Source organism: Sphingomonas sp. BL-S-28 (assembly GCF_055521515.1).
On record NZ_CM145484.1, the window covers coordinates 1,750,125 to 1,762,162 of the forward strand.

The following is a 12,038-nucleotide window of genomic DNA, read 5'->3' on the forward strand; positions in this document are numbered from 1 at the left end:
TTCGGGTAAATTGGTTAAAATCAGGTTCACCCCAACAGGGTGCCCGGCAAGACGTTAGTATGAACCGCCGCGATCGTGCGGTCCGCGATCACCCAAAGGGCGGCGGCAGCGATGGCCACGCCATAGGGCACCTTCAGCCGCGACTTCTGGCGGCGCTGGATGTGGACGAAGGCCAGCATGAACAGGACGACGATAGCCAGCGCGCCTGCAGCAGCGGCAAGCGCCGAGATCCCGGCGAATGTATCGGGCGTCAGCAGCGGATGGCCGGTGGCCAATGCCCAGGTCGTTGCGGCGGCCAGCCAGACCCAGCCGGCGGCAAAGGTCCACGCAGCGATGTCACGCGCCAGCTCTCCGGGGCGACGCTGCATGTTGAAGGCGGCCATGCCGACAGAGGCGCCGCCGCCGACAACGGCCATCAGCACCACCAGCACCAGGAAATGAGGCGGGGAGAACCACAGCGCCAGCGCGGTCAGCAACTTTACGTCGCCGCCGCCCATCTGGCGCACGATGAAAAGAAGGCAGGCCACCACGAACGTCGCCAGCGCAAGGCCGATCTGGAAACCGGCCTGCGTCCAGCCATAGCCGATCGCCAGCCACCACAGCGGAGCCGCCAGTGCGATGCCAAGGTTAAGCGTGTTGGCTATTTCGCGGCGTTTCAGGTCGGTGAAGGCGGCCACGACCAGCGCGGTTGCCAATGCGGCCAGCAATGCGTAGGCAAAATACGCGGCGTACATGCGTTAGGACCCCCCTTAACAGGGGAATGATCTAGCGAGTATCACTTACCAAATAGTAACCAGTGCACTGAGGCTGGAATTAGCCACGTGACCATCGAAACAAGCGAAATTCCCCATCCTTTCAAGGTAATGGAAAAGAAGGACCGGGCCCGTCGGGCCATTCCGTATGACGCCGTGGAGGGCCGCTGGCTGGCCGCCGACGGCAAGACCGCGATCCGCCGGATCGATTGGGCAGAACCCGAAAAACCGCGCGGATCGTTGCTGTTCCTGCCCGGGCGCGGCGACTGCTACGAGAAGTGGCTGGAGACGCTGGAACAGTGGGCCGAAGAAGGCTGGGCGGTCAGTTCGATCGATTGGCGCGGGCAGGCGCTGAGCGGCCGGCTGGGCCGCGACGGCACCACCGGCCATGTCGACGATTTTGCCCTCTGGATCGACGATCTGGCGCAATTCTGGGCCGATTGGGCTGCCAGGACTCCCGGACCGCACGTGCTGGTCGGCCATTCGATGGGCGGGCACCTGGCCATGCGCGCGGTCGCCGAGGGGCGCGTCGATCCCGATGCGCTGGTGCTTTCGGCGCCGATGCTGGGCATCCATCCCACCACGCTTCCCGCTGCGCTGCTCCATCCGGTTTCGCGGATCATCGCCGCGCTGGGCGATTCGCGCCGGCCGGCGTGGAAGGGTAACGAGAAACCGCAACTGATCCCGAATGCCCGCGCGCTGCTGCTGACTCACGACGAATCGCGTTATGCCGATGAGGGCTGGTGGCGGCGGGAACGCCCGGCCATCGCCATGGGACCGGCCAGCTGGGGCTGGGTGGAACGGGCGCTGGCCTCGATCCGGGGGCTGGAGGCGAAGGGCGTGCTCGAATCGGTAGACATACCGGTGCTGCTGCTGGCGACCCGCCATGACGGGTTGGTCTCATGGCCCGCGATTCGCCGTGCCGCCGCGCGGTTGCCGCATGTCCGGCTGGTCGACTGGGGCCGCGAATGCCGGCACGAAATCCTGCGGGAAGTCGATCCCGTGCGCGATCAGGCGATGGCGGCGATCCGGGATTTCCTGAACGACACGGCGCCCGGCAAACCATGATCGCTCCATCCTGAGGCGGATCGTGCGCGGGTTATTCATGGATCGCCGCTTTTTCCGGAACGTCAGGTGATGCCACCAGCGTTCAAAATGCTCTAGGGGCTGGCCCCTATGGATTCGCGGTTCGATATCGTCATCGTCGGTGCCGGCATGGCCGGTGCCTCGCTCGCCGCACGGCTTTCTGGCGATTTTGCCGGCCCGGCAGGTAAACCGTCCGTGCTGGTGATCGAGCACGAGGATCGTCCCGGTTATCACGCCACGGGTCGCTCCGCTGCATTCTGGACGGAAAGCTACGGCGGCCCCGGCGTGCAGCCGCTGACGGCGGCGTCCGGCCCCGAACTTCGCGCGCTGGGCGTGCTGGCTCCGCGCTCCGCGCTCACGCTGGGCCGCGCGGGCGAGGAGGCCGACGTCGAACGGTTCGCACGGGTCTACGGCGATCTGGGCGTGGAGGTTCATGTGCTGGACCGCGCCGGAATCGCCGCACGTGTGCCGGGGCTGCGCGGCGGCTGGACTTCCGGTGTGCTGGAACCCAGCACTTGCGATATCGACGTGGCCGGGCTGCACCAGCACTACCTTGCCGCCGCGCGCCGGGAAGGCGTGGAGATCCGCTGCCGTGCGGGCCTGCGCGCTGCCCAGCGTACCGCGACCGGTTGGGCGCTGACGCTGGCCGATGGCAGCGAGGCGGCCTGTGACATACTGGTCAACGCGGCCGGGGCGTGGGCCGATCCGGTGGCGCGACTGGCGGGCGTGCAGCCGCTGGGGATCACGCCCTATCGCCGCACCGTCGCGCAGCTTGCGGTCGGCCGCCCGGTGCCCGACGATCTGCCGCTGGTGCTGGATCTGGGCGAAACCTTCTACTTCAAGCCCGAGCACGGCCGCCTCTGGCTCAGCCCGCATGACGAGGCGCCCAGCGCCCCCTGCGATGCCGCGCCGGAGGAACTGGACGTGGCGCTGGCGATAGACCGGCTGGAACAAGTGGTGGACTGGCCGGTGGAGCGGGTGGAGCATCGCTGGGCAGGCCTGCGCTCCTTCGCGCCGGATCGCTTGCCGGTCTACGGCTTCGATCCTGCCGATCCGGCGTTCTTCTGGTTCGCCGGGCAGGGCGGCTTCGGCATCCAGACCGCGCCCGCGGCGGCCACGCTGGGCGCTGCGCTGCTGATGGGCGGGCAGGGCGGCGATCTCGACCCCGCGCCTTACGCGCCAGGACGTTTCGTGACAGCCTGAAGTCCTGCTTGCACCGGGCCGGATCCTGTTCAAGTATCGCTGCGGGGGGCTCGTTTCGCGACTGGAGAACCACGATGGCGCACCGTTTCGAGATCCGGAAGAACAAGGCGGGCGAGTTCGTCGCCTACTTCCTCTACAACGCCGAAACCATTTTCTGGACCGAGGGCTACTCCAGTAAAGCCTCCGCCAAGAGCGCCATCGAATCGATCAAGAAGAATGGCCCGGCGGCCGAAACGGTCGATACCACCACCGAATAATCATTCCGAACCGGGAGTATCTTCCAAGCGCCCGGCAGGTTTCCGGCCGGGCGCCACGAAGTGCCAGATCAGCAGGACAGGCTCCAGCACGGCCATGCCGATCAGGATGCTGATCAGGCGGTGGATGGCGGGCAGGATATGCGCGTCCGCATAGGAATCGGGCACCAGCACGACCAGCACCGTCAGCGTGAACTGCAGGCCGAGGTAAGTGATCTGCGGCAGGCCGTTCTCGATATGGCGGCCGATCACGATGCCAAGGCACGTGCCCGCGATCAGCACCGGCGCGCTGCCTTGCGCCACCAGCAGCACGGTCAGCGCCAGCGCACCGCCGGCAAGACAGCCCATCGTGCGCAGGAACAGGCGCCGCGTCACCGGCACGAAGCCGCTGGCGCCGATGCCGCCGATCGGCACGATCATTACCGCCATCACCGTGACCGCCGCCTGCGCCATTTCCGGCAGGTCGAACAGCGCATGGAGCAGCGGCAATACCGAAATGGCGATGCCCGCCTGCACGGCATGCCGCGCCGCATGGGGGTGCCAGCCCATCCGCTCCGGACGGGGGCTCTGCAGGTCCAGCCACTTCTTGCCCGCCAGCGTCGCCGTTACCAGGCTGACGATCACGCAGGCGATAGTGCCCGCGATCACTTCCAGCAGGCGCGTCTGGGCGAAATCGATAGTGTCGAGCGCGGGGTGCTCCAGCTTGTCGAGCAGCACCATCTCGAAAGTCAGGCCGAACAGCAGCCAGGCATAAGCGCGGCGCGCGGTGATCATGCCGTAGAGGCCGATAGTGCCGACGATCGCCGCGCTGGCCATCGCCAATGGCAGAGAGCGGGCCGCCCAAGGCACCACGATCAGCGCCAGCCCCGATCCCAGCGCCGTGCCGACGATGCGCAGCACCCCGCGCAGCATCGTTTCCGAAGCCTCGCTTTTCAGCAGGACGAAGGCTGTGAAGGCCGCCCAGCCGACCATCTTCGCGCCGATCAGATGCGCGATGACGATGGCCAGCATGACCGAGGCCACGCAGGCCCACTCGTCCGCCATGCGCGGACCGGGCGTGATCAGTGCGCGCGCTTCCTGCCGGAATGCCTGCCGAAAGGCGCCGAGTGTCAGAGCCCGATCCGGCAAACCATCAGCTCTTGCCGGCTGCGACCGCCGCGTCGCTCGCCAGCTTGTCCACGCGTTCGTTTTCGACATGGCCGGAATGCCCGCGCACCCATTGCCAGTCGATCTGGTGGCGGGCAGCAGCCTCGATCAGGTCGTGCCACAAGTCGGCATTGCGAACGGGCTGCTTGCTGGCGTTGATCCAGCCCTTCTTCTTCCAGCCGTGCACCCACTTGGTGATGCCGTCGATCACGTACTTGCTGTCGGTATGCAGCGTGACTTCGCAAGGCTCGGTCAGGGCGTTCAGCGCCTTGATGACGGCGGTCATTTCCATGCGGTTGTTGGTGGTATCGGGATCGCCGCCCGACATCTCCTTCTCATGCACGCCCATGCGCAGCAGCACGCCCCAGCCGCCGGGGCCGGGGTTGCCCTTGCAGGCCCCATCGGTGAAAACGTCGACCTTCTTCATGCGCCGAAGATACCGTGGTTCGCCGGATCGGCATAGAATTCAAGGCGTCGCGCGAAAGCCATGGGGTCCTTGGGAGTAACCAGCGCGTCTGCGGGCGTGTTCAGCCAGTCGTAAGCGCGGGTGGAGAGGAAGCGCACGGCGGCGCCGCGTGCCAGCACGGGCAGGGCGGCGCGTTCGGCGGCGGAGAGCGGGCGCACGCTTTCGTAGCCCGCGATCAAGGCGGCGGAGAGTGCAGCGTCGAACCGCGTACCGTCGTTGGAGAAGCACCACGCCGCATGCGTCACCGCCACGTCGTAGGCCAGCAGATCGGTGCAGGCGAAGTAGAAGTCGATCAGGCCGGTAACCCGGTCGCCCAGCATCAGCACGTTGTCGGGGAACAGGTCGGCATGGATCACGCCGCGCGGCAGGTTGGCCGGCCATTCGGCCGCGAGCGCCGGCAGTTCGCGCTCCACCAGCGCGGCCAGATCGGCATCGATGGAGGCCAGCCCGTCATGCCTGCAATCGCCCAGCAGCTGCTGCCATGCGGGCAGATCCAGCGAATTGGCGCGGTCCATCGGGAAATCGGCGGAGGCGCGGTGCACTTGCGCCAGCGCGGCACCCACCGAACGGGCCTGATCCACCGTGGGTTCGGACACCGAAACGCCGGGCAGGTATTCGATCAGCGCCAGCGCCTTCTTGCCTTCCGGCGTATCGATCAGGCGATGGCTGGCGCCGTCGCGGTCATGCATGGTGCGCGGCACCGGGCAGCCGCGTTCGGCAAGGTGGTCCAGCAGATCGAGGAAGAACGGCAGTTCCGCCACTTCGGTACGGCTTTCGTAAACCGTCAGGATGAAGCGCCGCGATTCGTCGCCCTGTTGGGTTTCGATCAGCCAGTTGCTGTTGGAAACGCCCTCGGCAATGCCCTTGGCGGAGATCAGCGTGCCCACTTCGAAGGCATCGACGATCGCCGCCATCTCTTCGGCGCCGAGCCGGGTATAGACTGCCATGTCTGGAAAATCCTCAGCGGACGAGCTGGCGGGGCAGCTTGAAAGTGATGGTCTCTTCGGCGGTGACGACCTGTTCGGCCGTCACGTCGCGCAGTTCCGCGATGCGGGCGATCACTTCGTTGACCAGCTCCTCGGGCGCGGAGGCGCCGGCGGTGAGGCCGACGTTGGAAATCCCGTCGAACCATGCCGGATCGATATCGGTGGCGCGCTGAATCATGCGGCCGATCGAACCCGAACGCTCCGCGACTTCGACAAGGCGCAGCGAGTTCGAGCTTTTAGGGGAGCCGATCACCAGCACCAGTTCGCACTGCGGGGCGATCTGCTTGACCGCGGCCTGCCGGTTGGACGTGGCGTAGCAGATGTCTTCCGCCTTGGGGGCGACGACATGGGGGAAACGCGCCTCGATCGCGGCGATGATCGCGTGGGTATCGTCCACCGAGAGCGTGGTCTGCGACAGGTAGGCCAGTTCGCGGTCGGCGGGCACGTCCACGGTGGCGACGTCTTCCACCGTTTCGATCAGCGTCATGTTGCCTTCGGGAACTTGCCCGAACGTGCCGATCACCTCGGGATGGCCAGCGTGGCCGATGAACAGGATGTGGCGGCCGTCCGCGATCTGGCGTTCGGCCTGGCGGTGCACCTTGCTAACCAGCGGGCATGTGGCGTCCAGCCATTCAAGCCCGCGCGCGCTGGCTTCGGCGGGGACGGACTTGGGCACGCCGTGGGCGGAAAAGATCACCGGCACGCCGTCCGGCACCTGATCCACGCGTTCGACGAAGACGGCGCCCTTGGCCTTTAGGCTATCGACCACGAACTTGTTATGCACGATTTCGTGGCGCACGTAGACGGGCGCGCCGTAGATCTCCAGCGCACGCTCGACAATCTCGATCGCACGGTCGACACCGGCGCAGAATCCACGGGGTGCAGCGATCAGCAGGCGCAGGGGCTCGTTCGTTTCGAGCGTCTTCTCAGGCGGAAAGGGCGCGTTCATGAATGGGCCTCTAGCGCTTTGCCGCGCGCGCCGCTAGGGCAAGCGCACGCCACTCGAGGGATGTACCGATGAATGCACGCCGCCTGACTGCTACCGTCCTCTGCTCCGCCGCCGCGGTGACCGCGCTGAGCGGTTGTGCAAAGAAGGGCGATATCGTGGTCGATTCGGGTGTCGGCATCACCGCAGTGCGTACCGCGTGCCCGGCCGTGGGCGTTCCGGACTATACCGGCGACATCACGCTGTTCCGCACCCCGAATGACAAGACCTCGACCAATATCGACGTCGTGGCGGCGATCACCAACGTGCGTTCGCAGTGCAGCGACCAGAACGGCGCGCAGGCGAACGACAAGGTTACCTCGCAAGTCGGCTTCGACGTGCTGGCGCGCCGCAACGATACGCAGGGCGCCCGCCAGGTGACGCTGCCGGTGTTCGTTACCGTGCTGCAGGGCGGTTCGGCCGTGGTTTCCAAGCGCGTCGGCCAGGTTCAGGTGAGCTTCGCCGCCGGCCAGGACCGCGCGCAGGCACACTTCGCCGGCACCGCCTATGTCGATCGCGCCGCCGCCACGCTGCCGCCCGAGATTCGCGAACGCATCACCCGCCCGCGCAAGGCCGGCGACCAGGACGCGGCGGTCGATCCGCTGTCGCAGCCCGAGGTCAAGAGCGCCGTGGCGCGCGCCAGCTTCGAAGTGCTGGTGGGCTTCCAGCTGGATGAAAGCCAGCTGGCATACAACGCCACGCGTTGAGGTTGGTGGACGGCCTGTACCCCGCGCGGCAGCGTCGTGCGGGGGCGCAAGCCTTTTATTTTACGGGCTTTCCGCGTTCATCGAGTTTCATGTCGCCTCCGCGCAGCCGTTGGATGGCCGTTACTTTGCCATCGGCCACATCATAGGCCACCGCATCATAAGACCAGCAGCAATGCGACGGGATGTTGGTGCCCCAGCTTCCGGCTGAATTGAAATATTCAATGAACAGCAGGCGGCCCGTGGAGGAAAAGCCGGGAGATACCTTGAACGACACGCCATATGCGGCCAGCTTCTTGCCGTATTGTGCGATCCAGTCGGCTTTGCCATGCGCTATTTCCTTGCCGTCTTCGGTAACGGCAACGTCATCAGCCAAGAGGGCGGCGTAGCCGTCCACATCTTTGCTTTCGATGGTGCGGACCAGTTGCTCCGCCAAAATGGCTTGCCCCGGCAACGATGGCGGAGGCAGCACCTGAGCTTCTGTCGCCAGAGGTGTGCTTAACATCAGAAGCGAAAAGATTATCCTGCCGAGCACGCCTGCTTCCCACCGCTGATATCCGCTTTCAGGCTCTCACACAGACTGACCCATGGCAACCAATGGTCGTGACCAGCGATGCCATGAGCGGCCAAATTCGCGGCGAAACCGGAGGCTGTTCTGCTTGTGAAGTAGTGGGCGGATCCCCCAACAGGCGACCTTGCGCTTTTATTCTGCCATCACTCGCTCGATCGCCTCGCGCGCATGTCGCGCGATGGTCTTGCGATCGGCGCGCTGGTCGCCGGTCAGTGGTGGCAGGAAGTGCAGCGTGAGGTGCAGCGGTTTCAAGCGCGCGAGGATGCGCAGGAAGTTGTCCAGCCCGGGTTCCTCGCCCACCCAGGCCATGTCCGCGACGTTTGGCCCATAGTCCAGCCAGACCGGCTGGATCGCCAGTTCCCCGCCGCCCGCCTCGACAGCCGACAGCAACGAGGACTTGAAGGGCAGCAGGTCGGTGCCGTCGCTGGTGGTGCCTTCGGGGAAAATCGTCAGGCTGCCGGTATCGGCAATCGCATGGCGGACCTGCTCGATCTGCGCGGCGACGCTGCGGCGCTCGTGGCGGGCCACGAAAATCGTGTCGTTCAATTCGCAGAGCCAGCGCAGCGGGCCGAAATCGGCGAGGCCGTCATGCGCGACGAAGGCCGTGCCGGTCGTCCCCGCCAGCGCGGGAACGTCCAGCCAGGACACGTGATTGGCCAGCAGCACGCTGTGGCCGACCGGACGCGTGCCGCGCATCGATATGCGCAGGCCGGAAATCGCCGCAACCGCACGCAGGAACAGGCGCGGTGCCGGATTGGCGCGCGTGAAGATGGCGATCAGGTAGTAGGCGGCAAGGCTGGCGAGCAGGGTGGCCAGAAGCGCGACCAGCCGGATGGCGACAAGCGGCCAGCCCCAGAACGCGATCGCGCGCCCCGGAGTGGCCGTTGCGGCCTGTGTCACTTGCGGTTTTCGCCGTCCTCGCGTTCGATCTTCACGCCGAACAGTTCCATGCGGTGATCGACGAGGCGGAAGCCGAGGCGTTCGGCCACCTGACGCTGCAGCGCTTCCAGTTCGGGGTCGACGAATTCGATGACGGCGCCGGATTCGACGTCGATCATGTGATCGTGATGCGCTTCGGGCGCGGCTTCGTAGCGGGCGCGGCCGTCACCGAAATCGTGACGGTCAAGAATGCCGGCTTCTTCGAACAGACGCACGGTGCGGTAGACCGTGGCGATCGAGATGCCGGGATCGAGTGCGGAGGCGCGCTGGTGCAGCTTCTCCACATCGGGGTGGTCCGTGCTTTCGGACAGGACCTTGGCGATCACTCGACGTTGTTCGGTGATACGCAGGCCGCGTTCGGCGCAGAGGGCTTCGATGTCGATGGGTTGGTGCACGTTTGACCTGTATCAATGAAAAGAGGCGCACCCGCTATTTAGGCTGGTGCGCCCCCAATCACAACCTTTGGGCGGCCGAACGATCAGGCTTTCCGCAATTTGTGCGAATCCGGATGGTTCGGCGCGCCGCCGCTCAGGCGGCGGCGGTCTTGGGCTTGCGGCCGCGGCGCGCGTTGGGCTTGCGGCCCAGGCCGATCTTCTTGGCCAGTTCGCGACGCTTTTCGGCGTAATTCGGGGCAACCATCGGATAGTCGGCGGGCAGGTTCCAGCGCGCGCGGTATTCTTCCGGGGTCATGTTGTAGTGGGTCATCAGATGGCGCTTCAGCATCTTCAGCTTCTTGCCGTCTTCAAGGCACACGATGTAGTCGGGCTTTACCGAAGCGCGCACCGAAACGGCGGGCTCGGGCTTTTCTTCCTCGACCACGGGGGTGCTGCCGAGACCGGCAAGAGCGCCGTAGACATTGGTGATGAGCGAGGGCAGGTCCTCAACACCGACGCTGTTATTGCTGACATGCGCGGCCACGATGTCAGAAGTAAGCGTGATCAGTGTTTCCTTGGCATCAGCCTGGATAGTGTCCATTTTCTAACGACCTCTTATTTTTGCGACCTATTGGAAAGGAATCGCCACAGGGATTCACATTCCGCAGTTCGCAATGAACCAATCCTGTGGAGAAAACAAGACGTTTCCCTAATGGTTCGTAATTGTTTTAATTGTCGGTCGTTAATCCAGCGTGAATACTGCGGGTTCGGTTGAAATGTCAGTGCAAGTCGGTCGCAATTTCGCCGCAAATGTCGCAAGCGAAGGTGATTGCATCGATCCGCTCGCCATTGGGCATGCGGTAGTAATCCTTACGCTCGCCAATGGGATAGAAACCAAAGCCGCAATAAAGGAATTCTGCGGGATTGCCTTTTCTCATTTCCAGAAGCAGCCGGCGGGCGCCGCGTGTTCCCGCATCTTCGCGAAGCGCATCCAGCAGTGCGCGGCCAAGTCCAAGTCGGCGATATTCGGGCTTAACGCCAAGAAGAAGCAGTTCTTCTTCTTCGTAACCGGTACGGGAAAGAGAAAATCCGGCCGCTTCTTCGTCTTCGGAGACGGGCAGACCTTGCGCGGAGATCAGGCGGTAATGGCAATTGCCGATGGCCAGCGCGTCATCCACCTGGCGGCGGTTCCAGGCTTCGCCCCATGCCGGATCGAAGGCCGCTGCCATCACATCCATGATGCGGTCCAGATCGTCGAACATGCGGGCGCCGGTCATTATTGAACTCCGGGGGCAGCCATCGGCTTGGCGTCGGGTGCGCGGCCGTAGAGGGGATGCGCCTCGGCCGTGAGGGCGCCGGCCGGCAGCAGCGGCAGGCAGCGCGCGTCGGGCCAGAGCGGCAGGGCATCGCCGTTGCCGCGCGCGGTGACGAGTGCCTCCGCCTGCGTGCCGGCGATCACCGTTTCGGTGCATTCGGCCGCTGCCACATCGGGGCGCAGCGAGGCGAGGGGGCGGATCGTGGCGCCGGCCGCGTCGAAGCTCTGGACGAACCACTCGCCATGCCCGCCGGTCATCGCCACAGCTACGGGCACATCGCCACGATCCCGGCGCGCCATCGCCGCAATCAGGTCCATCGTCGGATAGCCCACCACTTCGGCGCCCCATGCCAGCGCCAGCGCGCGCGCGGTAGCAAGGCCCACGCGCACGCCGGTGAAGCTGCCGGGGCCAAGTGCGACGGCGATGCGGGCTGCGCGGCCGCGATCGGGCAGGGCGGCGATCATCGGCACCAGCGCTTCGGCATGGCCGCGGCCCAGCATGCGGTAATCGCCCGCGATCAGTTTGCCATCGGCGAACAGCGCGACCGAGCAAGCCTCGGTGGCGCTGTCTATCGCGAGAGTCAGGCCGGGAAGATCCAGCGCACGGCTATCGGCGGGTGCGGTCACGTTAGCGTCGGGATCAGGCGGCGCGAACTTCGGTGACTTCGGGAACGTAGTGCTTCAGCAGGCTTTCGATGCCGTGCTTCAGCGTCGCGGTGGAAGAGGGGCAGCCGGAGCATGCGCCCTGCATCGCCAGATAGACAACGCCGTCGCGGAAGCCGCGATAGACGATATCGCCGCCGTCATTGGCAACGGCCGGGCGCACGCGGGTTTCGATCAGGTCCTTGATCTGCTCCACGATGTCCGCATCGGCGGGATCCTCGCCATAGTCCACGTCCTCTTCGGGCGGGACCGAGAAGCCGCTGGCGGTGCCGCCGGCGAACAGCGGTGCCTGCGACACGAAGTGATCGAGCAGTACCGAAACGACCTGCGGCTTCAGGTCCGACCATTCCACGCCGGGCGCGGCGGTAACGGATACGAAGTGTTCGCCGAAGAACACGCCGGTCACGTCGCCAAGGTCGAACAGGCCCTGCGCCAGCGGCGAGGCTTCGGCAGCCTCTGGCGAGGTGAATTCGCGCGTGCCCGCGGGCATCACCTGCCGGCCGGGCAGGAACTTGAGCGTGGCGGGATTCGGCGTGGTTTCGGTTTCGATGTACATGGTTCTCGCGATGTAGGAGGACTATGCTTCGGGTCAAG

The 12,038-nt window shown here is 65.4% G+C and carries 16 protein-coding genes; 4 read left to right on the plus strand and 12 right to left on the minus strand.

Features of this window, described 5'->3' with window-relative positions:
* Positions 1-26 precede the first annotated feature (26 nt).
* Positions 27-734 (minus strand): A24 family peptidase, encoded by a 708-nt coding sequence (locus ACZ1JC_RS17000; protein ID WP_465135752.1) that lies wholly within the window; start codon positions 732-734, stop codon positions 27-29.
* A gap of 129 nt (positions 735-863) precedes the next feature.
* Here ACZ1JC_RS17000 and ACZ1JC_RS17005 point away from each other — a divergent pair, with 129 nt between their 5' ends.
* From ACZ1JC_RS17005 to ACZ1JC_RS17015, 3 genes are all read left to right on the plus strand, one after another.
* Positions 864-1,820: an alpha/beta hydrolase gene (locus ACZ1JC_RS17005; RefSeq protein ID WP_465138567.1), complete on the plus strand. Its 957-nt coding sequence runs from the start codon at positions 864-866 to the stop codon at positions 1,818-1,820.
* Positions 1,821-1,928: 108 nt separating this feature from the next.
* Positions 1,929-3,041, plus strand: a complete 1,113-nt coding sequence (locus ACZ1JC_RS17010; RefSeq protein ID WP_465135751.1) for an NAD(P)/FAD-dependent oxidoreductase — start codon at positions 1,929-1,931, stop codon at positions 3,039-3,041.
* Positions 3,042-3,115: 74 nt separating this feature from the next.
* Positions 3,116-3,298 (plus strand): YegP family protein, encoded by a 183-nt coding sequence (locus tag ACZ1JC_RS17015; protein ID WP_465135750.1) that lies wholly within the window; start codon positions 3,116-3,118, stop codon positions 3,296-3,298.
* On the opposite strand, the gene ACZ1JC_RS17020 is transcribed toward ACZ1JC_RS17015, so the two are convergent.
* The 4 genes from ACZ1JC_RS17020 to ispH are packed head-to-tail and all read right to left on the minus strand — an operon-like array spanning position 3,299 to position 6,842.
* The gene (locus ACZ1JC_RS17020; protein WP_465135749.1) at positions 3,299-4,423 is read right to left on the minus strand and encodes an FUSC family protein; all 1,125 of its coding nucleotides are present in this window, start codon (positions 4,421-4,423) and stop codon (positions 3,299-3,301) included.
* A gap of 4 nt (positions 4,424-4,427) precedes the next feature.
* Positions 4,428-4,868, minus strand: coding sequence for a ribonuclease HI (gene rnhA, locus ACZ1JC_RS17025; protein WP_465135748.1), 441 nt, complete (start codon positions 4,866-4,868; stop codon positions 4,428-4,430).
* Positions 4,865-5,854 (minus strand): homoserine kinase, encoded by a 990-nt coding sequence (gene thrB, locus ACZ1JC_RS17030; protein ID WP_465135747.1) that lies wholly within the window; start codon positions 5,852-5,854, stop codon positions 4,865-4,867. Before thrB ends, rnhA begins: the two co-directional genes overlap by 4 nt.
* 13 nt (positions 5,855-5,867) lie before the next feature.
* Complete coding sequence (gene ispH / locus ACZ1JC_RS17035; RefSeq protein ID WP_395331693.1) at positions 5,868-6,842, minus strand: 4-hydroxy-3-methylbut-2-enyl diphosphate reductase; 975 nt, start codon at positions 6,840-6,842, stop codon at positions 5,868-5,870.
* Between the two features lie 68 nt (positions 6,843-6,910).
* Between ispH and ACZ1JC_RS17040 the strand changes: the two genes are divergently transcribed.
* The gene (locus ACZ1JC_RS17040) at positions 6,911-7,585 is read left to right on the plus strand and encodes a hypothetical protein (RefSeq protein WP_465135746.1); all 675 of its coding nucleotides are present in this window, start codon (positions 6,911-6,913) and stop codon (positions 7,583-7,585) included.
* A gap of 55 nt (positions 7,586-7,640) precedes the next feature.
* Here ACZ1JC_RS17040 and ACZ1JC_RS17045 read toward each other — a convergent pair whose 3' ends face one another.
* From ACZ1JC_RS17045 to ACZ1JC_RS17075, 7 genes are all read right to left on the minus strand, one after another.
* Positions 7,641-8,117 (minus strand): nuclear transport factor 2-like protein, encoded by a 477-nt coding sequence (locus ACZ1JC_RS17045; RefSeq protein ID WP_465135745.1) that lies wholly within the window; start codon positions 8,115-8,117, stop codon positions 7,641-7,643.
* 168 nt (positions 8,118-8,285) lie between these two features.
* A complete protein-coding gene (locus tag ACZ1JC_RS17050; RefSeq protein ID WP_465135744.1) occupies positions 8,286-9,053 on the minus strand; it encodes a lysophospholipid acyltransferase family protein in 768 nt (255 codons plus the stop codon).
* Positions 9,050-9,487, minus strand: coding sequence for a Fur family transcriptional regulator (locus ACZ1JC_RS17055; RefSeq protein ID WP_465135743.1), 438 nt, complete (start codon positions 9,485-9,487; stop codon positions 9,050-9,052). Before ACZ1JC_RS17055 ends, ACZ1JC_RS17050 begins: the two co-directional genes overlap by 4 nt.
* Before the next feature lie 133 nt (positions 9,488-9,620).
* Positions 9,621-10,067 (minus strand): Ros/MucR family transcriptional regulator, encoded by a 447-nt coding sequence (locus ACZ1JC_RS17060; protein ID WP_465135742.1) that lies wholly within the window; start codon positions 10,065-10,067, stop codon positions 9,621-9,623.
* Between the two features lie 178 nt (positions 10,068-10,245).
* A complete protein-coding gene (locus tag ACZ1JC_RS17065) occupies positions 10,246-10,728 on the minus strand; it encodes a GNAT family N-acetyltransferase (protein ID WP_465138566.1) in 483 nt (160 codons plus the stop codon).
* 14 nt (positions 10,729-10,742) lie between these two features.
* Positions 10,743-11,408, minus strand: coding sequence for a tRNA (adenosine(37)-N6)-threonylcarbamoyltransferase complex dimerization subunit type 1 TsaB (gene tsaB, locus ACZ1JC_RS17070; protein WP_465135741.1), 666 nt, complete (start codon positions 11,406-11,408; stop codon positions 10,743-10,745).
* A 13-nt stretch (positions 11,409-11,421) separates the two neighbouring features.
* Positions 11,422-12,000, minus strand: coding sequence for a NifU family protein (locus ACZ1JC_RS17075; RefSeq protein WP_465135740.1), 579 nt, complete (start codon positions 11,998-12,000; stop codon positions 11,422-11,424).
* Between the last annotated feature and the right edge of the window lie 38 nt (positions 12,001-12,038).